Annotated in this window: 20 protein-coding genes; 14 read left to right on the top strand and 6 right to left on the bottom strand. The window is 64.6% G+C overall.

From position 1 onward, the window contains the following. Positions 1–198: 198 nt before the first annotated feature. On the bottom strand, positions 199–1275 hold the full coding sequence (locus ACQY9S_RS01430) for a LacI family DNA-binding transcriptional regulator (protein WP_428422794.1): 1077 nt from the start codon (positions 1273–1275) through the stop codon (positions 199–201). Positions 1276–1551: 276 nt separating this feature from the next. Here ACQY9S_RS01430 and ACQY9S_RS01425 point away from each other — a divergent pair, with 276 nt between their 5' ends. The 14 genes from ACQY9S_RS01425 (at position 1552) to ACQY9S_RS01360 (ending at position 17437) form a co-directional block, all read left to right on the top strand. Then, positions 1552–2430 (top strand): dioxygenase, encoded by an 879-nt coding sequence (locus ACQY9S_RS01425; protein ID WP_428422793.1) that lies wholly within the window; start codon positions 1552–1554, stop codon positions 2428–2430. A gap of 11 nt (positions 2431–2441) precedes the next feature. Further along, positions 2442–3212, top strand: a complete 771-nt coding sequence (locus tag ACQY9S_RS01420) for an SDR family NAD(P)-dependent oxidoreductase (RefSeq protein ID WP_428422792.1) — start codon at positions 2442–2444, stop codon at positions 3210–3212. Between the two features lie 21 nt (positions 3213–3233). Further along, entirely contained in the window at positions 3234–4124 is an 891-nt protein-coding gene (locus ACQY9S_RS01415) for a 3-keto-5-aminohexanoate cleavage protein (RefSeq protein WP_428422791.1), read from the top strand. A gap of 129 nt (positions 4125–4253) precedes the next feature. Further along, positions 4254–5249 (top strand): quinone oxidoreductase family protein, encoded by a 996-nt coding sequence (locus tag ACQY9S_RS01410; RefSeq protein ID WP_428422790.1) that lies wholly within the window; start codon positions 4254–4256, stop codon positions 5247–5249. A 10-nt stretch (positions 5250–5259) separates the two neighbouring features. Beyond that, positions 5260–5658 (top strand): cupin domain-containing protein, encoded by a 399-nt coding sequence (locus tag ACQY9S_RS01405; RefSeq protein ID WP_428422789.1) that lies wholly within the window; start codon positions 5260–5262, stop codon positions 5656–5658. Further along, positions 5655–6683: a Bug family tripartite tricarboxylate transporter substrate binding protein gene (locus ACQY9S_RS01400; RefSeq protein ID WP_428422788.1), complete on the top strand. Its 1029-nt coding sequence runs from the start codon at positions 5655–5657 to the stop codon at positions 6681–6683. The genes ACQY9S_RS01405 and ACQY9S_RS01400 overlap by 4 nt, the downstream gene beginning before the upstream one ends. A gap of 28 nt (positions 6684–6711) precedes the next feature. Continuing rightward, positions 6712–7167 carry a RidA family protein gene (locus tag ACQY9S_RS01395; RefSeq protein WP_428422787.1) on the top strand — a complete coding sequence of 152 codons (456 nt, stop codon included), beginning with the start codon at positions 6712–6714 and terminating at the stop codon, positions 7165–7167. 37 nt (positions 7168–7204) lie between these two features. Next, complete coding sequence (locus tag ACQY9S_RS01390; protein ID WP_428422786.1) at positions 7205–8554, top strand: FAD-binding oxidoreductase; 1350 nt, start codon at positions 7205–7207, stop codon at positions 8552–8554. Between the two features lie 130 nt (positions 8555–8684). Further along, positions 8685–9305, top strand: coding sequence for an FMN-dependent NADH-azoreductase (locus tag ACQY9S_RS01385; RefSeq protein WP_428422785.1), 621 nt, complete (start codon positions 8685–8687; stop codon positions 9303–9305). A gap of 78 nt (positions 9306–9383) precedes the next feature. Continuing rightward, positions 9384–10751, top strand: a complete 1368-nt coding sequence (locus ACQY9S_RS01380; RefSeq protein ID WP_428422784.1) for an amidohydrolase family protein — start codon at positions 9384–9386, stop codon at positions 10749–10751. Between the two features lie 81 nt (positions 10752–10832). Further along, a complete protein-coding gene (locus tag ACQY9S_RS01375) occupies positions 10833–12530 on the top strand; it encodes a DUF1302 domain-containing protein (RefSeq protein ID WP_428422783.1) in 1698 nt (565 codons plus the stop codon). 14 nt (positions 12531–12544) lie between these two features. Continuing rightward, complete coding sequence (locus tag ACQY9S_RS01370; RefSeq protein ID WP_428422782.1) at positions 12545–13906, top strand: DUF1329 domain-containing protein; 1362 nt, start codon at positions 12545–12547, stop codon at positions 13904–13906. 1 nt (position 13907) lies between these two features. Beyond that, on the top strand, positions 13908–14978 hold the full coding sequence (locus ACQY9S_RS01365; protein ID WP_428422781.1) for a WD40/YVTN/BNR-like repeat-containing protein: 1071 nt from the start codon (positions 13908–13910) through the stop codon (positions 14976–14978). Beyond that, the gene (locus ACQY9S_RS01360; protein ID WP_428422780.1) at positions 14975–17437 is read left to right on the top strand and encodes an efflux RND transporter permease subunit; all 2463 of its coding nucleotides are present in this window, start codon (positions 14975–14977) and stop codon (positions 17435–17437) included. The genes ACQY9S_RS01365 and ACQY9S_RS01360 overlap by 4 nt, the downstream gene beginning before the upstream one ends. A 379-nt stretch (positions 17438–17816) precedes the next feature. Here ACQY9S_RS01360 and ACQY9S_RS01355 read toward each other — a convergent pair whose 3' ends face one another. The 5 genes from ACQY9S_RS01355 to ACQY9S_RS01335 all read right to left on the bottom strand — a co-directional run bounded on the left by ACQY9S_RS01355 (position 17817) and on the right by ACQY9S_RS01335 (position 22187). Beyond that, complete coding sequence (locus tag ACQY9S_RS01355; RefSeq protein WP_428422779.1) at positions 17817–18581, bottom strand: MHYT domain-containing protein; 765 nt, start codon at positions 18579–18581, stop codon at positions 17817–17819. 94 nt (positions 18582–18675) lie between these two features. Further along, positions 18676–19725 carry an XdhC family protein gene (locus tag ACQY9S_RS01350; RefSeq protein ID WP_428422778.1) on the bottom strand — a complete coding sequence of 350 codons (1050 nt, stop codon included), beginning with the start codon at positions 19723–19725 and terminating at the stop codon, positions 18676–18678. 2 nt (positions 19726–19727) lie between these two features. Continuing rightward, positions 19728–20201, bottom strand: coding sequence for a hypothetical protein (locus ACQY9S_RS01345; protein WP_428422777.1), 474 nt, complete (start codon positions 20199–20201; stop codon positions 19728–19730). 607 nt (positions 20202–20808) lie between these two features. Beyond that, positions 20809–21513 carry a putative 2OG-Fe(II) oxygenase gene (locus ACQY9S_RS01340; protein ID WP_428422776.1) on the bottom strand — a complete coding sequence of 235 codons (705 nt, stop codon included), beginning with the start codon at positions 21511–21513 and terminating at the stop codon, positions 20809–20811. Continuing rightward, entirely contained in the window at positions 21513–22187 is a 675-nt protein-coding gene (locus tag ACQY9S_RS01335; protein WP_428422775.1) for a nucleotidyltransferase family protein, read from the bottom strand. The genes ACQY9S_RS01340 and ACQY9S_RS01335 overlap by 1 nt, the downstream gene beginning before the upstream one ends. Position 22188: the final 1 nt, after the last annotated feature.

Here is a 22188-nt window from a genome sequence, read left to right as displayed (position 1 = left end):
CTAGGATCAATCACTCACCGAACAAACAGGCACCGCCGGTATTCACTCTTTCTGAGGCCGACACAATCGCGATTGGAGATAGACAGGCATCAGGAGATGCGGGCTTTCGCCGCCATGGCCGATGCAGGTGGCTACGGGAACTTCCGGGCCAGTTCTGCTGGGGGCTGGCGAGGACTCGGCAGCAGGTGCACTGCGATCTCAGTCTGCCTGCTTGAAGCGCGGGACGCCTGCAAGTGCGGCGTCCGTGCGCGGTCGAGCCGGCGCAGTCGATTCCCGCACTATCAGTGTCGGCAACAACACCCGCATGCTTGGCGGCTGATCGGGCATGTCGACGAGTTCGATCAGAAGCTGCGCGGCCTGGCGGCTCATCTGGTCGACCGCAACGCGAACCGTGGTCAGCGGCGGCGCGATCAAGTCGACGAAAGGCATATCGTTGTGTCCCACCAGCGAAACATCGGACGGCACCGATAGGCCACGCTCCTTCAGTGCGTCGAGCACACCCATGGCGATCAGGTCGTTGGCGCCGAAGATGGCGGTCACGGGGCTGCGGTCGAGCAGTTCGCGTGCCGCCGCCAGACCGGCCGTACGCGTAAACGACACTGCCATGACCACGCTCGCTCGCACGCCGAGCGGCTGCGCCAACTCGTCAAATGCTTCGCGCCGAGACCGGCCAGTGGACGACGTCGCAGGTCCGGCGATGTGGCCGATCTCGGTGTGACCCAACCCGACCAGGTGCTCCAGCACCAGGCGCACGCTCTCGCGGTCGTCATTGACGATACTTGAGAACCGGCGCTCGCCGAAGCCGCGATTGACCAGTACCGTGGGGACGTGCGCGCGCTGTGCCGATTCGAGCATCGGGTCGTCGCTTTCGGCCGCAAGGATCACCAGGCCTGTCACTTGGCGGTCGACCAGCGCCTCGATGACGTCCTTGCGCAAGCGCATGTCTGCTGGCGTCTGCGCGATGAGCGACATGTAGCCGCGCTGGCGCAATTCGGTCTCGATCCCTTGCACGATCGGGCCGAAGAGGGGGTTGCCTAGGTCGGGAACGACGATGCCGACCAGATGCGTTTTCTTGGTGCGCAACGACGCCGCAACGGCATTCGGTCGGTAGCCCAGGCGCTCGGCGATACCTTCGATGCGCAGCTTCGTTTGCGGCGAAACCTTCGTGCCCACGCCACGCAGCGCACGCGACACTGATGCCGGATGCACCCCGGCCTCGCGGGCGATGTCCTCGATCGTGACCTTGGGCCTGGTCAAAGGGATTTCACTGGACACGGGCAAAAGACTCCTGGTTCGTTGGCATGCGGATGGTAGGGAACTACCCCAGCACCGCACGGAAAAGTGCCTTGAGGCCTTGAAGGCGCTGTCAAACTGACGTAGGATAAGGCAATCGATTGCCTTATTTTGTCTATTCTATCGACGCGAATGTTACCAGCGTAGTCCTCGTCGGCCCTTGTTACCCAAGTGAAACTTCTGCGGCACAGGCCAACGAATCAGGGCAAGCGATTGCTCTCGTTTGTGCACGAACTCGTCGTAGCTTTGGAGAAACCCATGCCCCAAGCCCTGTCCGCGTCCGATCCGAGCGCCCTGCTCGATGCAGTGTTGAAGACCAACAAGAAGACGAGCAACCCGCGTTTGAAAGCCGTGATGGACGCGGCAATCCGCCACCTGCATGCCTTCGCACTGGAGGTCGACCTCACGCCAGACGAGTTGCACGTCGGCCTCGAATTCCTAGTCGCGGTTGGTCACGCTACCGGCCCGACCAAGCACGAAGGCATTCTGTTGGCCGACATCCTGGGCCTGGCAACGCTCACACAACTTCGTGGCGCGCGTCACGCCGTCGCAGCCGGCGGCACGGAACCAGCCTTGGTCGGGCCGTTCTGGCGTGCCAACCAGCCTTTGCGCCCCAGCGGCGCGACGATCTCGTCGCCCGGTACGCCGGGCGCCCGACTCACCGTCACTGGGCGGGTCACCGATCTGAAGGGTGACTCGATCGCCGGCGCGCGCGTCGAGACCTGGCAAGCGTCGCCCAAAGGCCTTTACGAAAACCAGGACCCTGAGCAGGAGGACATGAACCTGCGCGGGCGTTTCGAGACCGACGAGCAAGGGCGCTTCTCGTTCATCAGCGTGCGTCCCGCCGGCTACCCGGTGCCGGTCGACGGCCCGTGCGGCGAACTGCTGGCGGCCCAAGGGCGGCACACCATGCGGCCGGCGCACCTGCACTTCATCGCGGTCGCGCCGGGCTACCGCGTGCTGGCCACGCAATTTTTCGACACCGAAGACCCACATGCCTATGACGACGTGGTGTTCGGTGCTGTCGGCTCACTGCTGCGTCGCTTCGAGCCCGATGGCGCCAACGGATACCGGCTCCACGTCGAACTGAAGCTGGAGCGGGGCGAGACGCGCGTACCGCACTGCCCGCTGCCTTGAGGGCCATCGACATGAATCAACGAAGCTTTGCTCCCCGCGAACGGCTTGACGGCCAAGTCGCCGTCATCGCCGGTGGCGCCGGCGCCATAGGGTCGGCGACGGCGCAGCGGCTGGCAGCGCTGGGCGCCCGCTGCGTGCTATTGCAGCGCTTGCCCCCACCCAGTGCTCAGCACTTGCTGGCCTCGCTGCCCGGCTCCGGACATCTCGTGGTGTGCGCGTCGGTGACTGACAGTGCATCGCTCGCAGGGGCAGCGGCGCAGGTTCTCGCGCAAGCCGGTGGAGCCACGATGCTCGTCAACTGCGCAGGCTTCACCCAGCCGGTGGCGCCCGCCGATCTCGATGGCCTCACCGACGAGTTGATCGACAGCGTCTTCGCCGTCACATGGCGCGGCAGCTTCGCGGCCATCCGCGCGTTCGCACCACAGCTGCGAGCCAGCGGTGATTCACTGATCGTGAATGTGTCATCGATCGCCGCATTCACCGGCCTCGGCAGCAACCTGGCGTACGCGGCCGCCAAGGCTGGCGTCGATGCGCTGACCAAAGCACTGGCCAAAACGCTCGGGCCGCAAATCCGCGTTCTCGCGGTGTCGCCTGGCGTGGTCGACACGGCGTTTGTCACTGGCCGCGATGCGGGCTTCAACGAGCGCGTCGGCGCCACTTTGCCGCTCGGGCGAGTCGGCGTCGCAGACGACGTGGCCGCGGCGGTGACGGCTTGCGCAACAACACTGCGCTATGCGACTGGAAGCGTTTTCGTCGTCGATGGCGGTCGCTCGCTGGGCTAGTGCCTCGTACCGGAAATTTCAATGGACCGACCAACCATTCTCACTTGCGCCGTCACCGGCAACCTGACGCGGCCGGAGCAAACGCCGCACCTACCCATCACGCCCGCGCAGATTGCCGACGAGTGCCTGGAGGCGGCTGACGCCGGCGCAGCGGCGGTGCACATCCACGTGCGTGATCCGGAGAGCGGCGAGCCATCAATGTCACTTGAGTTGTATGCCCAAGTGGTCGAGACACTACGGCGACACAACCCAGCCCTAGTCATCAACTTGACCACCGGTCCCGGCGGACGCTTCGTGCCCAGCGACGACGATCCGCGGGTCGCGGCACCCGGTACGTCGTTGCTTCCTCCCGAGAGGCGCGTCGAGCACATCGCTGCACTCAGGCCAGACATCTGCTCACTCGACCTGAACACTATGAACTCGGGCGACCAAGTCGTGATGAATACACCAAGGAACGTCGCTCGCATGGCGCGCGTGATCCGAGCGGCCGGCAGCGTCCCCGAACTCGAGTGCTTCGACACCGGTGACTTGGTGTTGGCCCGCAGACTGATCGACGATGGCGTTCTTGCCGGACCGGGCCTGTTCACGCTGGTTGCGGGCGTGCGCTATGCGTTGCCGTTCTCGCCCGCATCGATCGCGTTTGCGCGTTCTCTCCTGCCGCAAGGAGCGCAGTGGTCGGCCTTTGCTGTCGGTCGAGAGGCCTTTCCTGCCGTCGCACAGACGTTCCTGCTTGGCGGCAACGTGCGCGTCGGCCTCGAAGACTCCATCTACATCGACCGTGGCCGTTTGGCCAACGGCAACGCAGACCTGGTGCGCAAGGCACGGCGCATCGTCGAAGACCTCGGCGGCACGCTGGCCACGTCAGCGCAGGCGCGGCAAGCCTGGGGCCTGCGGGTATCGAACCATGCTTGACCTCATGGCCACAGACTTCGTCGCACGACTCTTGAGTGCCCCACCACCCGTGAAACGGCCGAGCCCAGGAAGCAACGCGCAGTTCACCGTGCCGGCTTTCCGGTTTATCACCACACACAGGAACGATTCATGAGCCACCCCCCCACTGGGCGCCGACTGCGCCTAACCGAAAAGGCCGCGTCGCCGCAGGCGCTGAAGCTGGCAGTTGATCGCTTCGATTTGCCCGACGCCCCTGCAGGCCACGCGGTGGTCGAGGTGAGGGCCGCGGCTGTGAACCCGAGCGATGTCAAGGCCGCACTCGGGTTCATGCCACACGCAGTGTGGCCGCGCACGCCAGGACGAGATTTCGCGGGGACCGTGGTCGCGGGGCCGGCCGCATGGCTGGGGGTGTCGGTGTGGGGCACCGGTGGCGATCTGGGTGTCACATGCGATGGCACCCACGCCAGCTATCTCGTGCTTCCGGTCGACGCCCTGAGCCGCAAGCCGGAGTCGGTGTCTCTGGCCGCGGCAGCTACTGTCGGTGTGCCGTTCATCACTGCCAACGAGGGTCTGCGCCGTGCGGGCCTTCGCGGTGCGGGTCAAATCGTCCTGGTCTTCGGTGTAAACGGGAAAGTGGGCCAAGCTGCTGCGCAGTTGGCAACGCGTGCCGGTGCGCGCGTGATCGGTGTCGAGCGCGGTGCCGCCACCTATTTCGGACACAGCAGCACGCCAGTTGCGACCTTTGACGGGCAAGACCCGGGCTTGCCTGGCCTGCTGCAAGCAGCCACCGAAGGCCGCGGCGCCGACATTGCCTACAACACCGTCGGTTCTCCCTACTTCGAGCCGGCGCTGGCCAGCCTGGCAGTGGGCGGAACTCAGGTGCTGATCTCCACGATCGAGCGCACCGTACCGTTCGACATTCTCGGGTTCTACCGCCGCAATCTGCAGATGTTGGGTGTCGATAGCCTGAAGCTGACCGTCACGCAGTGCGCGCAGGTCCTGAACTCCTTGCTGCCCGGATTTGCCGACGGCTCACTGAAGGCCTTCGATGTCGATGAGGCCACGCTGATCCCGTTGGAGCAGGCAGCAGACGCCTACCGGCGCGTGCTCGAAGGCACAGCAGGGCGCATCGTGCTCGCACCCTGAGGCACAGCACATGCACGTGGTTCCCATCACCGAAGCTCCGCCCTACCAGGCGCCGGGGCACACCCAGATGCATATGCGGCGTCTGCAAGGCCTTGACGCTGGCCCGGCCGATTCGCTCTGGATCGGCTTGTCGGTGATTGCGCCGGCAGGCGGCACTACTGCGGCAGCGTCCGAAGTCGAAAAGTTCTACGTGTGCATCGAGGGCGAAGTTGAGGTCGAAGCCGAGTTGGGTGGCGTGAAGCAGGTCACCCGGCTGGGTCCACTCGACAGTTGTCGCATTGCGCCTCACGAATCGCGACGCCTGTGCAACAAGGGGGCGGAGCCCGCGAGATTGCTGTTGGTGATGCAACTGGCACCGCCACGGCAGCGTCCCCAAATTGCAACGAACATCGAACACCAAGAGAGATGAACTCCACGCGCCCCATCTCTGTCAATGCTTGCGTCCACGAGGGCACCCAACGCGCCGCGCGGCGCCAACTCCTGCTGGCGACCGCGCTTGCCGGGCTCGGTGCAATGACAGGGGGGCCGGTGCTTCACGCACAAGCCCGCTACCCCTCGCGGCCAGTACGGCTGGTCGTCCCCTTCGCGGCTGGCACTTCACCCGATGTCATCGCTCGCCTGTGGGGTGAGCGCTTCTCCAAGCTGGCGGGGCAACCGGTCGTGGTCGAAAACAAGCCCGGCGCCGGCACCATCGTCGCGGCGCAGTCCGTAGCGACGGCCTCTGCCGACGGACATACGCTGTTCTGGACTGTGAGCAACACCTTCTCGATCAACCCCTTCATCTACAAGAAGCTGCCCTACAACTCCGACGACTTCGTGCCCATTTCGCTCGTGCTGTCGGTGCCGTTCGTGCTGGTCGTCTCAGCAGAGTCAAAGCTGCGAAATCTCAACGACTTGATCGGCGCCGCCAAGTCGGCTCCCGGCACGTTGAGCTACGCCAGCCCCGGCATCGGCACGGTGCCACACATCGCGATGGTGCGGTTCCTCAACGCGGCTGGCGTCACCATGAACCATGTGCCCTACAAGGACTACTTCCTGCCCGATGTGATCGCGCAGCGCGTCGACGTCGCCTTCGATGCTAGCGCCACGGCCATTGGCCAGATCAAGGGCGGCAAGGTGCGTGCTCTCGGCGTTTCCAGCGCGGCTCGGGTCGAAGCCCTCCAGGATGTCGCGCCAATTGCAGAGTCTTTCCCAGGCTTCGTAGGCAACTCCTGGTACGGCGTGTTTGCGCCCAAGGCAACAGCTGACGACATCGTCGACACCATCGGCCAACATTCGCAGGCAATTGTTGGCTCCGCCGAATTCCGCCAGACGCTGACAGGCTATGGCCTGGTCCCGGTGGGCGGCAGTCCGTCAAGCTTTCGGCAGTTTCTCCCCGAAGACGCTCGCGCTTGGTCGCAGGTGATTCGCAACAACCAAATCGCGCTGGACTGAGCACGCGCGCAACTTCAAGGTGAACCCCATGGCCAAGAGCAAGACGGCGCGCGCGCGAACTTTCGACACCTACACAACGGAGCAGCACGAGCGCTTGAAGTTTCTGCCTTTCGTGCCAGCGATCCGCACGCGTTCCAGCGATCTCGTCTTCGTCTCGGGGGTCATCGGTGTCCCTGACGACTACGACCCCGCAGCTCCTCTCGTCAGCGTGCCGATCGAAATTGAAGCCGAACGGGTTTTCGCGCGCATCCGCGAGACGCTTGCGCTGGCCGGCGCCGACTTGGGCGACGTCGTGCGCATCACGAAGTACATGACCGACCTCGACGAGCATGCCGGTGTCGTGACCGTGATGCGGCGCTTCTTCGGTGATCACCTTCCCACGTCCACAACGATCGAGGTCAAGCGACTGGTGCCGCGGGGCTTCCGTCTGGAAGTAGACGCAATCGCCGCAGTCGGCGCTGAGCCTAGTCAACCGACGCGCTGATGAGCGCCAACCCAACCCTATCAACAAGGAAACAATGATGAGCAACCTGATCCGGCAACTCCAGCACAAGGCGGCGGGCAAATTCTCGCAGCCCGCAGATGCCAACTACAAGTCGGCGATTCGCATCTTCAACTCCGCGATCGACACCCGCCCCGAGGCCGTGCTGCACTGCCAGTCGGCGCAAGACGTGGTCCTTGGGGTGAATCTGGCGCGTGACCTGAACATCGGCCTTTCAGTGCGTGGCGGTGGGCACAACTCAGCCGGGCTGGCACTACGCGGTGGTGGTGGCCTGATGCTGGACACCTCGGGATGGCGCAAGGTAGTAGCCGACCCACTGACCCGTCGCGCCCGCAGCGCACCGGGTGCTACGTGGGCGGACTACGATGCCGTCACGCAACTGCACAAACTCGGGTCGCCAGGAGGCGTGGTTTCGTCCACGGGCGTCTTCGGCCTGACGATGTCCGGCGGCATTGGCGCACTGCGTGCGCGCCATGGGCTGGCCTGCGACAACGTGCGTTCTTTCGAGATCGTTCTTGCTGACGGATCGACCGTCACCGCCGATGCCGATCGGCACCCCGACCTGTTCTGGGCCGTACGCGGCGGCGGCAGCAACTTCGGCATCCTGACCGAGATGGAGTTCGAGATTCACCCGGTCGACCGCGTTGTGACCGGCATGCTGGTGTGGCCGCTCGCACAGGCGATGAGCGTCTTCGAACACTACGCCAAGATCGCGCCGACGCTTACCGACAATTGCGTAGTCGACTTCTTCCTGGCGCGCTTCCCGCAAAGCCCGCCGACGCTGGTGGCGGTGCCGCGCTACATCGGGACCATGGCGCAAGGCCTGACCGAACTGGAGCCGCTGCGCCGCTTCGGCTCGCCGCAGGACAACCTGGCGGAGATGTCGTATTGCGACTCGCAGAAGTTCCTGGACCCGGTCACGGTCTGGGACCTGCGCCAACTCTGGCGCACGCAGACCTTGCGCGAACTCGACCTCGGCGCCATGAACGTGCTGGTCGAGTTCTTCGCCCGCGCGCCGTCGCCCATGAGCATGTTCACCATCGAGCACCTCAAGGGTGGCGTTCACCGCGTCGGCGCGACCGACACCGCGGTCGGCTTCCGCGGTGCGACCATGAACCTGATGCTGACGGCGCAGTGGGTGGACCCCGCCGACGACGCCGTCAACCAGGCGTGGATCCGTGAACTCGGCGAGGCGGTGTCGCGTTTCCCCGCGATCGGCGCGTATGCCAACTACCTGCCGCAAGACGCCGACGCGAGCGACGTGCAGCGCGCCTACGGCGTCAACCATGTGCGCCTGCAAGCGGTGAAGGCGGCCTACGACGCGAACAACTTCTTCCGCTGCAACCAGAACATCTTGCCGCACCGCTGATCTTTGACGACCCCCAGGCGGACGGCTGCTTTGTCTGCCCTCCGAGGGGGGCATGAGCAAAGTGGCAGAGCGGCATTTGCTCATGAGACGACAAGAGCCGACCCACTCAACACAACTCAAGAGACATCCCATGAACCTTCTTCACATTGACTCCAGCATCCTCGGCGACGCCTCCGTCAGCCGCATGCTCAGCGCGAAGATCGTCGAGAAGTGCCGTGCCGAGATGCCCGGGCTGACGGTCACCTACCGCGACCTCGCCGAAGACCCGGTGTCGCACATCAGCGGCGACTACTTCATGGCGCTGACCGGTGCGCAGATTCCCCGCCGCCCGGAACTCGAACGAGAACTGGCACGTGGCGACGCGCTGCTGAGCGAGTTCCTCGCGGCCGACATCTACGTGCTGGGGCTGCCCATGTACAACTGGACGGTACCGAGCAACTTCAAAGCCTGGTTCGACCGCATCTGCATCGTCGGCAAGACGTTCCGGTACACCGGCCAGGGTTACGAAGGCTTGGTCGGCGACAAGCCGATGATTGTTGCGTCGACACGCGGCGGCTTCTATACGCCGGGCAATCCGGGCGCGGTGCTCGACCACCACGAGACCTACGTCCGCAACGTGTTCGGCGTGCTGGGCGTCACAAAGGTCAACTTCGTGCGAGCCGAAGGTGTCGGCATCAGCGAGGCCGTCAAGGCCCGATCAATCGAAGACGCCTTGCGCCAGGCGACAGAGAGCCAGCACCTCGCCCGCTAGCCACGCGATCACGGAGACACCCGGCGCTCGAACCATTCGAATTCGCAACGGCCGCCAAGCAGGCGGTGGAGAACACAGATGACCCAGGACAAAGTCGCAGCCGTGCAGGCGCATCTGCCGCCACGCGGCGAGTTCGTGATTCGCGACGCCGCGATCATCAGCATGGATGCGGTGGTCGGCGACCACGCGCAAGCCGACATCCACGTTCGCGATGGCCAGATCATCGCGGTCGGACCGCGCCTCGCTGCACCCGGCGCCGAAGCCATCGACGGCACGCGCAGCGTCGTGCTGCCGGGCTTCATCGATACCCACTGGCACTTGTGGAACGGCCTGTTTCGGGGTCTGGTGAGTTACTACAAACCCGAGCTCGGCTACTTCCCGATGAAGGCGCTGCTGGGCAAACTCTACCGCGCCGACGACATCCACTGGGCGGTCCAGCGCGGCCTCGCGGAGGCGCTCAACTCGGGCATGACCACGGTTCACAACTGGGCCCACAACATCCCTTCGCCGGCCCATGCCGACGCCAACATAGCCAGCCACATCGAGGCTGGCGTTCGAGGCCGCTTCAGCTACGGCTGGGCCGAGGGGCAGCCCGAAGGCCAACCGCTCGACCTGGCTGATCTCGAGCGCGTTCAACGTGAATGGTTCGGCACCGACCGCGCCCACCTGCTCGATCTGGGCATCTGCGTGCGCGGTCCCGAAACACGCACACCCGAGTTGCGCCGCACCGCCTACCTCGAAGAGTTCCGCACCGCGCGTCGGCTCGGCTTGCCGATCACGATGCACGCCGCGCAGATGCGGGCCGCCCAATCGCAAGCCATCCGGCTGATGGCCGAGGACGGCCTGCTCGGCCCCGATGTGCAACTGGTGCATTGCATCCACGCCAGCGCCGAAGATCGCCGGTTGATGGCCGAGACCGGCACCCACTTGAGTATCAGTCCGCTGATCGAGATGCAGGTCGGCATGGGCTTCCCGCAGACCGGCGAAATGCTCGAGGCCGGTGTGCTGGTCACGCTGTCGACCGACACGGTCGCCGCGGCGGGCGCCAACATGTTCGCGATCATGAAGATGACGCTCGACGTTGAACGCGGGCGAACCGAAAGCACCACCTTGTCGGCCCGACGGGTTCTGGAGATGGCGACCATCGACGGTGCGCGGGACCTGGGCATCGACGGCCACGTCGGCTCACTGGTGCCCGGCAAGCGAGCCGACCTGATCATGGTCAAGTTCGACCGCGCCAGCCTGAGCACCTTGCCCCAGGCCGACTGGGCGAGCCTGCTGGTTCACCACGCGCAGCCGGCCAACGTGGACACGGTCGTGGTCGACGGTCGCGTGCTCAAGCGCCATGGCGCACTGACGGCGATCGACGAGGCCGCGGTGATCGCCGGCGCCGAAAAGGCCGTGCGAGGGCTGATGCAGCGCGGCGGGCTGTTGGCCGGGCATTGATTGCGCAAGGCGCCCGCTTTCGACGCGTGAGTCTTTCATCCACAACAACTCGCCGGCTGTGACCGGCACACCGGAGACGACATGGACATGAACAAGCGGCACGAACTCGGGCAAACACCGGCGCACATTCGACGCCGCATCTTGGCATCCGCCATCTGTACCTTGGGTGCTACCGGCGCACACGCCGTGGAATTCGATACCGGCAACCCTGACCTCACGGTTCGGCTCGACAACTCGGTCAAGGCCAGCACGCTCTATCGGCTCAAGGATGCGAACCCGGTGCTGGCGAATTCATTTGTGAACGGCGCACCGTCCGCACTGAATCTGAACGCCGGTGACGACAACTTTCGCAACAAGGGTTTTGTCTCCGAGCGGGTCGACCTGCTTCCCGAGTTTGATCTCGTCTACCAAAAGACTTTTGGCATGCGCGTCAGCGGTGCCGCGTGGTACGACCATGCCGTGCGCAACAGCACGAAGGCGACAGACACCTTCAACGGGCAAACCCCCTACAACTCACTGCCCGACTACACGCGGCGAGAAGCCGGTCGAAAGGCCGAGTTGATGGACGCTTTCGTGTTTGGGGGCTGGGATCTGGGTGACGACAAGAAGCTGACGGTGCGCCTCGGGCGGCATGCGCTGCAGTGGGGCGAAAGTCTCTTCTATGGCGACAACGCCATCGCCCGCGCGCAAGGGCCGATCGACATCTACAAACTCCTGGCCTCACCCAACGCGCAGTTCAAAGAAATCATCCGGCCGGTGCCGCAGGTCTCCACGCAGTTGCAACTGTCCTCGGACGTTTCTGTGGGCGGCTACTACCAATTTGGGTGGGAAGCGGATCGGCTGCCCCCTGCCGGCAGCTACTTTTCCACCAGCAACATTCCCTGGGGCAAGTCGCCCTACCCCGAGCTGATCAATCTTGGCCCGCCGCTGGGTGCTTACCAACTGACACCCGACGGAGACCACAAGCCGAGCCGTTCGGGTCAGTTCGGCCTGCAGTTGAAGTGGCGCGTCGACGACACCGACCTTGGCTTTTACTTTGCCCGCTACCACGACAAGGGCGGGCAGCTGTATGGCCAGATCAACCCGGCGGGCACGCCAGACGCCGCAGGGAACCTTCCTGGCAGTTGGTACTACGCCTTTCCGAAGGGCGTCCGGGTCGTCGGCGTCAGCGCCTCACATTCGTTTGGCGACTACAACGTTTCCGTCGAAGGTTCGATACGCGACAACATGCCGCTGCGCAACCTCGGCATGTTGTACGGATTCTTCCCGGGGCAACCGGCACCCACGCCGGCCACCGGCCGCACCGCGCATCTGAACCTGTCCTGGCTGGGAATCTACGGCCCCAACTTTCTCGCCAACGAATCGGGGTTGGTCGGCGAAATCGCCTGGAACAGGGTGCTGTCAAAGACAGACCCGGAGCAGATGCTGGACACCGGCCGCACCCGGGATGCCACCGCGATTCAACTGGTCTACACGATGACCTACCGCCAGGTCTTGCCGGGCCTGGATATCAACATTCCGCTCGGTGTGCGCTACACGATCGATGGCAACTCATCCGTCACCAGCTGGGATGCAAAGAAGATCGGCAGCTGGACCTTGGGGCTCGCAGGCAACTACCTTGGCGCGTGGCAGCTGTCGGCCAGCTACACCAACTATTTCGGAAAGGCTGCCCCGTACATCAACTACGCGCCAGCCAACGGTGGGCCGCCCAACCTCGGCCTGGGCAACTCGTTGGCCGACCGCGACTTTCTGGCGCTGTCCGTCAGCCGCACGTTCTAACTCTGGAGACCCGCATGGAACAAAAGATCAAACGCACGTTCTGGGCGCTTGCCGCGCTGTGCATGGCCACCCCGTCTTTCGCCGTCGTGACCGCGGACGAAGCGGCGCGACTGAAGACCGACCTGACCCCGTTCGGCGCCGAGAAGGCCGGCAACAAGGAGGGCAGCATTCCTGCGTGGACCGGTGGCCACACCAGCCCCATTCCGGGCGACAAGCCCAACGGCCGCCGCGGCAATCCGTTCAAGGATGAAAAGCCGCTGTTCTCGATCACTGCCAAGAACGTGCAGCAGTATGCCGACAAGCTGGCCGACGGCACGAAAGCTCTGCTCGCGAAGTACCCCGACAGCTACCGCGTGGATGTATACGAGACCCATCGCACCGCGGCTGCCCCCAAATGGGTCTACGACAACACGTTCAAGAACGCGACCCGCGCCAAGCTCACCGGCGGCATTCCCGAGGGGGCTTATGGCGGTATCCCGTTTCCCATCCCCAAGAGCGGTGCGGAGGTGATCTGGAACCACTCGCTGCGCTGGCAAGGCACGGCCTTGCAGTTCTCCGTCACGCAGTACCAGTTCACGGCTGATGGCCGCACGGTCCTGACCTCTGACACGACCGCCGAGCAGCTGGCGGCGTACTACATCGAGGAAGGCAATCCTGAACAGTTCGCCAAGAGCGGCGACTACTGGATGATCCGGTTGACCAACAGCGGGCCGCCGATCCGCGCCGGTGAGCAGTTCGTCGCCCGCGCTAACCTGGACGGCGCGAAAGACTCGAGCTGGGTCTACCTGACCGGGCAGCGCCGCGTGCGCAAACTGCCCACGCCCTGCTGCGATACGCCCACGCCCACCACGGCGGGCCTGATGAGCTTCGACGAAGTGTTCGGGTGGTACGGCAGCCAGCATCGCTTCGACTGGAAGCTGGCCGGCAAAAAGGAAATCTACATTCCGTACAACGACAACATGATGTTCCAGCCGAAGACCGACGCCGACATGCTCGGCGCCCACTTCGTCAATCCCGATCACGTGCGATGGGAGTTGCATCGCGTGTGGGTGGTGGAAGCCAGCCTGAAGCCGGGCCAGCGCCACCAAGCGGCGAAGAGCCGCTACTACTGCGATGAGGACACCTGGATATGCGTCATCGCCGACCGCTGGGACGCGCAAGGCCAGCTCTGGAAGACCATCTGGGTGCCCACGTTCGTGGCACCCGACCTGCCGGGCACCATCGCCATCGGCTTCGGTTTCAACGACCTGCTATCCGGGGCGGGTTTCTATTCGAATCTGCTCAACACCAAGGCCAGTCAGTTCACGGTACCGGTCAAGCGCACGGCGGACAGCGTGTTCACGCCCGATGCCATGGCGGCCGAAGGCATCCGCTGACGTGAAACACCTGCTCGTTCTTGCGGCGTGCGCGTTGATGGGCGCCCATGCGCCGGTCGCATCGGCCGCGCCGGTGGCCGACCCCCTTGACCGCCCGGCGGTGATGACGCGGCTGGCGCAGCACGCCACCTTGCTGGGTTCGGCCCAGGCCGGCGGGCGCCTGGTCGCCGTGGGCGAACGCGGCATCGTCGTGCTCTCCGACGACGGCGGCGCGAGCTGGCGCCAGGCTCGCGTGCCGGTGTCGGTGACGCTCACCGCGGTGAGTTTCCCGGACGCCCGACATGGCTTTGCCGTCGGGCATGGCGGTGTGGTGCTGTCGAGCGACGATGGCGGCGAGAGTTGGACCAAGCGCTTCGATGGCGTGCAAGGCGCTGGCATCGTGCTGCGGAGGGCTCAGGCCCGCGGCGATGCCGCGAGCCTGCGCGAGGCCCAGCGTCTGGTGGCCGACGGCGCCGACAAGCCCTTGCTGGACCTGCACTTCTTCGATGCCCGGCGCGGCTTGGTGGTGGGCGCCTACAACCTGGCCTTCTACACCGAGGACGGCGGGCGATCGTGGCAGTCGTGGATGGACCGGTTCGACAACGCCAAGAGCCTGCATCTCTATGCCGTGCGCGTGCGTGCCGACACGATCCTGATCGCCGGTGAACAGGGCCTGGTGTTGTGCTCCGACGATGCTGGGAAGAGCTTCCGGCGCATCGAGACCCCTTACCACGGCAGCTTCTTCACGGCCGAGTTGCCTGCCGGGAAGGGCCTGCTGCTGGCCGGCATGCGCGGCAACGTCTGGCGCAGCAGCGATGCCGGTGCGACCTGGGTGCAGATCGCCTTGTCCAACGACTCCTCGGTAACGGCCTCGTCGTTGCGGGGCGGGCAGGACGTGGTCTTGGTCAATCAGGCCGGAATGGTGTTTGCCGGCCCGGCCGTCGGTTCAGACAAGGAGGGCAGCGTCTGGCATCCGACCCCGCAGCCGGCACTGCCGCCGCTGAACGGGGTGCTGCCATTGAAGACCGGCCTGCTGGTGTTGAGCGGCCAGGGCGCCACGCTGCTCCCGGCCACACGAGGGAATTCGAAATGAAGCCGGACGCGTCTGTCCCGAACGAGTTGAACGCCCGCACCTTGGCGCAGTTCGATCCTTCCAGCGGCTCGGCGCTCGAGCGGATGTTGTTCAACCACCGATGGCTGGTGCTTTCGGTCTGCATGGTCGTCACGGTGGTGCTGGGGTGGCAGCTGTCCAGGCTTCAACTCAACGCCAGCTTCGAGAAGACGATTCCCACGCATCACCCCTACATCGAGAACTTCCTGCGTCACCAGAGCGATCTGGCGGGCCTGGGAAACGCGGTGCGCATCGCGGTGGCCATTCCCAAAGGGTCGATCTACGACGCAGCGTATCTGGAGACCTTGCGCCGGCTCAGCGACGACGTCTTTCTGTTGCCGGGCGTGAACCGCGTTCAGATGAAGTCGCTGTGGACACCCACTACGCGCTGGGTCGGCGTGACCGAGGAAGGCCTGGACGGCGGGCCGGTGATACCGGAGAGCTACGACGGCAGCGCCGGCAGCCTGCAGCAGCTTGCGGCCAACATTGCGCGCTCTGGCGAGGTGGGGCAAATCGTTGCGCTCGACGCCAAGTCGAGCGTGATCTACGTGCCCTTGCTGGCACGCGGCCCGGACGGCCAGTTGCTCGACTACGCCGCGCTGTCGCAGCGGCTGGAGACCTTGCGCGACACCTACCAGGCCCGGGGCGTGACGATCCACATCACCGGCTTTGCCAAGATCGTCGGCGATTTGCTGGACGGCGTGCGCGCCGTGCTGCTTTTCTTCGCCATCGCCGCGGCCATCGCTGCCGCCATGATCTTTTGGTACACACGCTGCATCCGCTCGACCGTGCTCGTGGTGCTGGCCTCGCTGGCAGCGGTGGTCTGGCAACTCGGCATGCTGCCCACGCTGGGCTATGCGATCGACCCCTATTCGATACTGGTGCCGTTCCTGGTGTTCGCGATCGGCATGAGCCATGGCGCACAAAAGATGAACGGCATCATGCAGGACGTGGGCCGCGGAACCCACAAGCTCGTGGCCGCGCGCTACACCTTTCGCCGCCTCTTCGTGGCCGGCATGACGGCCTTGCTGGCCGACGCCATGGGCTTTGCGGTGCTGTTGATCATCGACATCCCAGTCATCCGCGAACTGGCCATTGCCGCCTCGATTGGCGTGGCCATACTCATCTTCACCAACCTGATCCTGCTGCCGATCTTGCTCAGCTACACCGGCGTGAGCCTGCGCGCCGCGCAGCGCAGCCTGCGTGCCGAAATGGCGAATGAAGCCGGGCTGGAGAGCCACAAACTGTGGCGCTTCCTGGATCTGTTCACGCAGCGCAAGTGGGCGAGCGTCGTGGTGACCGCATGCGCCTTGCTGGCCGTGCTGGGCTTTCTGGCCAGCACGCAGCTCAAGATCGGCGATCTCGATCCCGGCGCGCCGGAGTTGCGGCCGGACGGCCGCTACAACCGCGATGCGGCCTTCGTGAATTCGGCCTACGGCGCGTCCAGCGACGTGCTGGCCGTGATGGTGACCACGCCTGACGACCAGTGCTCGCGGTACGACACCCTGAACAAGGTCGATGCACTGGAGTGGGACCTGCGCCAACTCGAAGGCGTGGAAAGCACCAGCACGCTGGCGCTGTTGAACCGCCGCGTCCTGTCCAGCCTGAACGATGGCAATCCGAAGTGGTATGAGTTCCTGCACAACCAGAAGATGCTCAACACCGTCACGGCTGGTGCGCCGCGCGGTCTGTACAACGAGAGCTGCAGCCTGTTGACGATCAACGCCTACCTGCGCGATCACAAGGCGGACACGCTGGCGCGCGTGGTGGCCCACGTCGAGGCGTTCTCGCGCGCGAACGACAGCAGCGACGTGAAGTTCCTGCTAGCGGCCGGCTCCGCGGGCATCGAGGCTGCCACCAACGAGGTCGTCAAGAAGGCTTGGTGGATGATGCTCATCGTCGTCTATGGCGCGGTCTCGACACTGTGCTTCATCACCTTTCGGTCCTGGCGCGCCGTGGTGGTGGCGGTGCTGCCGCTGATGCTGACATCCGTGCTCGCGGAGGCGCTGATGGTGGCGCTGGGCATGGGAGTCAAGGTGGCGACGCTGCCGGTCATCGCGCTCGGTGTCGGCATCGGCGTGGACTATGCGCTGTACATCTTGTCGGTCATGCTGGCCCGGATACGACAAGGCGCGAGTTTGTCCGAGGCGTATCACCACGCGCTGCTGTTCACCGGCAAGGTGGTGATGTTGACTGGCGTGACGCTGGCGATCGGCGTTGTGACCTGGACGGCCAGTCCGATCAAGTTTCAGGCCGACATGGGATTGCTGCTGGCATTCATGTTCTTGTGGAACATGCTGGGCGCTTTGATCCTGTTGCCGGCACTGGCGCACTTCCTGCTGAAGCAGGGCGCCAGAAGGGTGTTTGCGGACGCTTGCGACGAAACCGCCGCGCAGGCGGCAGCGGCCGGCGCACAGACTGCTTTACCCGCCCGCGGCTGACGCGAAGCGCTCGCTAAACCTGGCCGTTTCACTCGGTAAACAATGGAAATATGCAAGCATGGCTATTGACCGCACAAGAATGCTTCTGGAGGGTAAGCAATGGGATGGACGCTCCTTCCGGATCGAGTGGTTGCTAACACTTCCACTCTGGCACTTCGATGCCGTCTACGGGTGGGGGCGTCCATCCCATTGCTTACCAAGCATCGCCAAGGCGCTATGCCCGTTGGCCGCGGTCGTTGCACAGCCAGTGCCGATGAGGTGGCCCAGCGTGATCCCGCCGCTGTCGTCGATCAATGCCGCGATGGGCTCCTCAGCGCGCCACAAGAATCGTCGGGGCCCTGTCAGCCCCCTGAGTCGCGGCATGCGGCAGATGCCCCGGTTACCGAGGTCCTATGGCTTTGTCAAATCTTGTGTAGGCCATGCTGGTGGCCAACGAGACAAGCGCCAACGCGAACACGATATGGGGAAGGTAGGCGCCCTCTAGGACGTACTGACTTGGGCTGCCGTTCGCCGAGCAGACGAAGATTGCCGCTGCCATCCCTGTGTAGTGCATCGCGCAGACGGCCACGCCCATCGCCACGGCGGCGAGCGCGCGCTGCCAGCGTCGCGTAACCGTGAAGGCGAACCACAGTGCCGCAGTGGCTGCCGACACGGCGATCAAGACCGAAGCCGCTACTACTGCCAATCTCCACTCGGTGGTCGCCCGAATGTCCATGCCGAACATTCCAAGGTAGTGCATTGTTAGAACTCCCCCTCCGATCGAGACGCCGCCAATGAGGAGGTTTCTGCGATCGGATGGATCTCGCTGCGCGATCGCGAAGCCGAAGCCCGTGACGCCTACGGCTAGGACCAGCGACGCCAGTGTCGGGAACAAGGAATACGACACCCTCAACGGGGTCGTGTAGGCGGCCATCCCAATGAAGTGCATCGCCCAGATCGCGCAGCCGCCCAGAGCAAAGGCTGGCCCCGTGACGGTGTCGTTGCCTCGCCTGCGCTCCGTCGCCATCTCCAGCGCAACGTACGATCCCAGCACTGAGATCAAGAAGGAAAGCGCGACGAGCAGCAGGTTGTACTCGTAGGGTACGGGCGCGCCGACCGGCACTCCTGAAATCATTTCGATGGCAGATGCTGAGTCGGTAGGCATGGCTGATTCCCTCTGTCAGTGTCAAGTGGCCTTCGCGATTCGGTGCCGCAGGCACCTTCGCGTGTCGTCTGGATGGAACGCGGGCGCCGCGACGCTATACCGCTTCGACCTTGGCAGTCTCGTGCCCCGACGATGCAGCCGCTGGCACGTACCGGCACTCCGTCGTTGACCGGGACCAGTCGGCAAGCGGCCCGCTCAGATCCACACCTCGCCGAACGGCCGTCATCTCCGAGATGATCGACATCGCGATCTCCGGCGGCGTCTTCCCGCCCAGGTTGAGCCCAGCGGGACCACGCAGCGCGGCGAGTTGAGGGCGAGTCAGATCAAACTCCAGGAGCCGCTCACGCCGCGCCTGGTTGTTGCGCAACGACCCGATCGCTGCGACATAGAACGCCGACGTCTTCAAGGCCTCCATCAGCCCGAGATCGTCCAGCTTGGGGTCGTGCGTCACCGTGACGACCGCGCTGCTCGCGTCCAATCCCATCGATATCACCTCGTCGTCGGGCATCTCCCGAGACAACCGAACGCCTTCCATGCTGGACCACCCCTCGTGGTACTCCTCACGCGGGTCACAGACCGTGACGTCGTAGTCCAGCATGACGGCCATCGTCGCCAGATATCGCGACAACTGCCCGCCACCGACGATCAGTAGTCGCAGTCGTGGGCCATGCACCGTGACCAGCGTTCTCCCGTCAAAGTGCACGCCGTCTCCGTGCTCGGCCGCTTCAAGCCACACGCCGCCGCTGGCCATGTCAAGTCGTCGCTGCACGACGCGATGTCGAGCGATGGCCTCAAGCAGTTCTGGAATTCGCGCTTGCGACCCGAGGGGCTCCAGAACGACCTGGACCGTACCTCCACATGGGAGCCCGAAACGCTGGGCCTCCTGCGCGTTGGCGCCATAGATCGTCGACTGCGGGAGGGCAGGTGCCAACTCGGCCCTTCGTACTCGACCGATCAGGTCGTCCTCGATGCACCCACCAGAGACCGATCCCGCCACTTGCCCGTCGTCGCGGATGATCATCAGCGAGCCGGGTGGGCGTGGCGACGATCCCCAGGTTCGGACAACGATGCCAAGCACGACACGACGCCCTCGCGACATCCATTCGACCGCGGTGCGAAGAACCTCAACATCCAAGCTATTCACGTTCACCTCCAAGCGACGGCAGTTGCCAGCGGTGAGATCGAAACCAGAGCCGCCGTAACGGCTCCAATGCCCAGTGCGGCGTGAACCGACAACAGCGCGAACGGGCCGACGGCTGAACCAGCAAGGCCAAGAGCGATCACGGCACCGATGGCAACCAGCGCCAGACTGAAGCCCGCCGCGCCGACTTCTCCGTTCACGCTCGGCGCGTGCTTCGGACCCACGACAAAGGACAGGCCCCAAGCCAGGGATTGCGTCATCGACGCAGCCATCAGGCCGTCCGCCCCAGGTAGCACCACGAGCAACATGGCGCTGGCGCCCATGGGCAAGGCGAGCCAAGCAGCGGCCACCCTGACGCCGCATGCCCTCAGCAAGCACGGCAAGAGAAACATGCTGACCAGGTGGGCACCAATAGCCGTCGTTCGATCGGACGATCCCGCGCCAACACACCATTCCGACGAGAACATCAACGAGGCCATCATGGGCACCATCACCGCACGTGTGCATCGGACAACCCAATTCCCGTCTGCACTGACCATGCAGGCCCAACCCGCCGGCATGCAGCGCCGCAACCTCGCGCCAGCAAGATCCTCACGACCGGCACCGCGGCACAGGGCCGCAAGGTACGCGCCGCACAGCCCAATCAAGCCCGCAGCCCCCAACACGCCTCGGTCTGAAGCGATCCATGCCAAGAGCGCTCCAAGTCCGGCAAGCAGGAAGTCGGCAGGCGAACGGTGTGCGCCACCGTCAGTGGCGCCGGCCGCACGATCAAGCGCCACGACGAGCACTCCCCAGGGGGCCGCTGCCAGCAAGAGGGCTGCAGCGCCGCCACCAGCCTGCGTCCAGAGCAACGCTGCTCCAGTCACGGCCGACCCGACAACAATCACGTTCGATAGGCGCCTTGGTGAGGAGCACAGGAAGACCGTGAGCGGCACGCTCGCGGCGACTGAACACAGCCACACTGCCAATGGCACGACGCCGTCCGCCAACAGAGGCGTGTACCTTCGGCCGAGTTCTCCGAGCATGAGCCAGCCGCTCCACCACACGGCCAGCGAAAGCGAGTGACCCAGCCGCTTCAGGCCGGATTCAATGAGCACTGTAGCCATGCAAACGGTCGCCCTTGGCTGCGTGGACGCTCGCATTGAAGGAGATGATGACTCGGTCCAGTTCCCCCGAATAGGGCAGCGCCTGATGGGCCAACCAGGAGGGAAACAGAACGAGTTGGCCCGGGACTGGCTGGACGTCCCGGTGCGGCGGGAGCAGGTAGGCATTGCCTACGTCCACGTGCGCACCACCGAGCACGCCGAAAGGCGGACCATAGAAGCGCGTGACGCCGTTGTTCGAACCGTACGTCGGGTTCCGCTCTCGCGCCTGTGCCTCGTCAACCTGCACCACGTAGACACCCGACCACGAACAGTTGCCGTGCGTGTGGACGTCATGGAAGGCGCCGCCGTTGCTCACCTGGAACCACATGCCTTCGATAAGGACCTGCAGATCCACGCCCTGCTTTGGCCAGTACCCTTCGTTCGCGGTCTTCACTGTGTCGCGCAATGACTGGACGACAAAGCGAACGAATCGGCTCCATTCCTGCAGCTGAACACGCTGCAAGAGATCGTCATCGCTGGCGAAGAAGGGTTGACGTGCCTGTCCTCTGCTCGCCTCCTGCCCAGCGCGCAAGGCACCGAGAACTCTGGCGATCAGCGGATTGACTTCGGCGGCCTGCGCGAATCGGTGGATGCCCAGCGGCGTCGGCCACAGCATGTGCAGCCCAGGATTCATCGCCGTGCTCATCAGACCGCCAGTTCCGTCGGCCAGCGCAAGGCGTGCCCGGTCTCATTGCTGAAGCGCTCGACGTCCTCCGGGGTGTCGACATCGATGCAGTACCGTCTGCAGTCTGTGACGAAAGGCATCACGAGTTCGGGATGCCACTCGCGCCACTGTCGGCAGCCGACATTTGCGCCGTCAGCGAGGATCTGATCTCGCACATCCGCGCTGACCAGCACGGGGTTGCCCTTCTGCCCGGCAACCTGCGGGAACACCACGCCTACTCCTTCGGGACGCTGCTTCCAGGCACGGATCAGTGCCGTGATGTCGTCAGCACCGATCAATGGCTGGTCGGCTAGCGCCATCAGCACCGCGTCGTAGCGACGGCTCAGTGCGGCAAGCCCGATTCGCTGCGAAGACATGATCCCGTCGTCGGGTGCAGGGTTATGAACGACGGTGACGGGGAAGTCCATCACCGCAGGTTCAACGACCTCGGCATGGTGACCCAGTACCACCACCACCTCGTCGACGCCGGCGCCGGACATCGCGATCAGCATGCGGCGGATGATCGGAACGCCGCCCAGTTGCAGCATGCACTTCGGACGCCGCCCCATGCGCTCACCCGCGCCGGCCGCGAGCAGAACCGCGCCAACGGTCAGCCTCGAATACAGACCTCCACCGCCTTTGAGAGCGCAGCCCATG

This window comes from Methylibium sp. (genome assembly GCF_965279545.1).
In the GTDB taxonomy this organism is placed as follows: Bacteria; Pseudomonadota; Gammaproteobacteria; order Burkholderiales; family Burkholderiaceae_C; genus Methylibium.
Note: the sequence above shows the minus strand (reverse complement) of the source record. Positions and strands in the feature narration are given on the sequence as shown.

Excerpts from the sequence above, each read along its gene's own strand:
- ACQY9S_RS01405 (WP_428422789.1), top strand. The coding sequence starts at position 5,260 with ATGCACGTGGTTCCCATCACCGAAGCTCCGCCCTACCAGGCGCCGGGG.
- ACQY9S_RS01420 (WP_428422792.1), top strand. The coding sequence starts at position 2,442 with ATGAATCAACGAAGCTTTGCTCCCCGCGAACGGCTTGACGGCCAAGTC.
- ACQY9S_RS01380 (WP_428422784.1), top strand. The coding sequence starts at position 9,384 with ATGACCCAGGACAAAGTCGCAGCCGTGCAGGCGCATCTGCCGCCACGC.
- ACQY9S_RS01370 (WP_428422782.1), top strand. The coding sequence starts at position 12,545 with ATGGAACAAAAGATCAAACGCACGTTCTGGGCGCTTGCCGCGCTGTGC.
- ACQY9S_RS01425 (WP_428422793.1), top strand. The coding sequence starts at position 1,552 with ATGCCCCAAGCCCTGTCCGCGTCCGATCCGAGCGCCCTGCTCGATGCA.
- ACQY9S_RS01345 (WP_428422777.1), bottom strand. The coding sequence starts at position 20,201 with ATGGCCTCGTTGATGTTCTCGTCGGAATGGTGTGTTGGCGCGGGATCG.
- ACQY9S_RS01385 (WP_428422785.1), top strand. The coding sequence starts at position 8,685 with ATGAACCTTCTTCACATTGACTCCAGCATCCTCGGCGACGCCTCCGTC.
- ACQY9S_RS01360 (WP_428422780.1), top strand. The coding sequence starts at position 14,975 with ATGAAGCCGGACGCGTCTGTCCCGAACGAGTTGAACGCCCGCACCTTG.
- ACQY9S_RS01375 (WP_428422783.1), top strand. The coding sequence starts at position 10,833 with ATGGACATGAACAAGCGGCACGAACTCGGGCAAACACCGGCGCACATT.
- ACQY9S_RS01415 (WP_428422791.1), top strand. The coding sequence starts at position 3,234 with ATGGACCGACCAACCATTCTCACTTGCGCCGTCACCGGCAACCTGACG.
- ACQY9S_RS01335 (WP_428422775.1), bottom strand. The coding sequence starts at position 22,187 with ATGGGCTGCGCTCTCAAAGGCGGTGGAGGTCTGTATTCGAGGCTGACC.
- ACQY9S_RS01410 (WP_428422790.1), top strand. The coding sequence starts at position 4,254 with ATGAGCCACCCCCCCACTGGGCGCCGACTGCGCCTAACCGAAAAGGCC.
- ACQY9S_RS01355 (WP_428422779.1), bottom strand. The coding sequence starts at position 18,581 with ATGCCTACCGACTCAGCATCTGCCATCGAAATGATTTCAGGAGTGCCG.
- ACQY9S_RS01400 (WP_428422788.1), top strand. The coding sequence starts at position 5,655 with ATGAACTCCACGCGCCCCATCTCTGTCAATGCTTGCGTCCACGAGGGC.
- ACQY9S_RS01340 (WP_428422776.1), bottom strand. The coding sequence starts at position 21,513 with ATGAGCACGGCGATGAATCCTGGGCTGCACATGCTGTGGCCGACGCCG.
- ACQY9S_RS01390 (WP_428422786.1), top strand. The coding sequence starts at position 7,205 with ATGAGCAACCTGATCCGGCAACTCCAGCACAAGGCGGCGGGCAAATTC.
- ACQY9S_RS01395 (WP_428422787.1), top strand. The coding sequence starts at position 6,712 with ATGGCCAAGAGCAAGACGGCGCGCGCGCGAACTTTCGACACCTACACA.